General features: G+C 44.9%; 1 protein-coding gene. It reads right to left on the bottom strand.

Annotated elements, in window-relative coordinates; genetic code table 11:
- Window positions 1–267, bottom strand: a 267-nt coding sequence (locus L2D08_RS23785; RefSeq protein ID WP_242238023.1) for a transposase, incomplete at both ends; no start/stop codon positions are given.

Raw genomic sequence — 267 nt, 5'->3', positions numbered from 1 at the left:
GTGAAGAAAATCGTCTCTTGTGTGTTTGATCTTTTCGTGCAGTTTAGCAATCTGGGCTTTATTTTTTTCCCACGATTCCGACCCTTCTTTTTTACGTGCAAACGCACGCTGAAGAAAGGCTAACCGCTTTTCGTATTTTTGATAGTATTTCGGGTTGGCAATGGATTCACCGTTGGAGAGCGCGGCAAACTCTTTTAAACCCAGGTCAATGCCAACGGCATCGTTGGTGCTTGGTTTGTACGGGGAATAAGGCATCTCGCAAATGAC

Source organism: Domibacillus sp. PGB-M46 (genome assembly GCF_022668875.1).
Classification (GTDB): Bacteria; Bacillota; Bacilli; order Bacillales; family Domibacillaceae; genus Domibacillus.
Note: the sequence above shows the minus strand (reverse complement) of the source record. Positions and strands in the feature narration are given on the sequence as shown.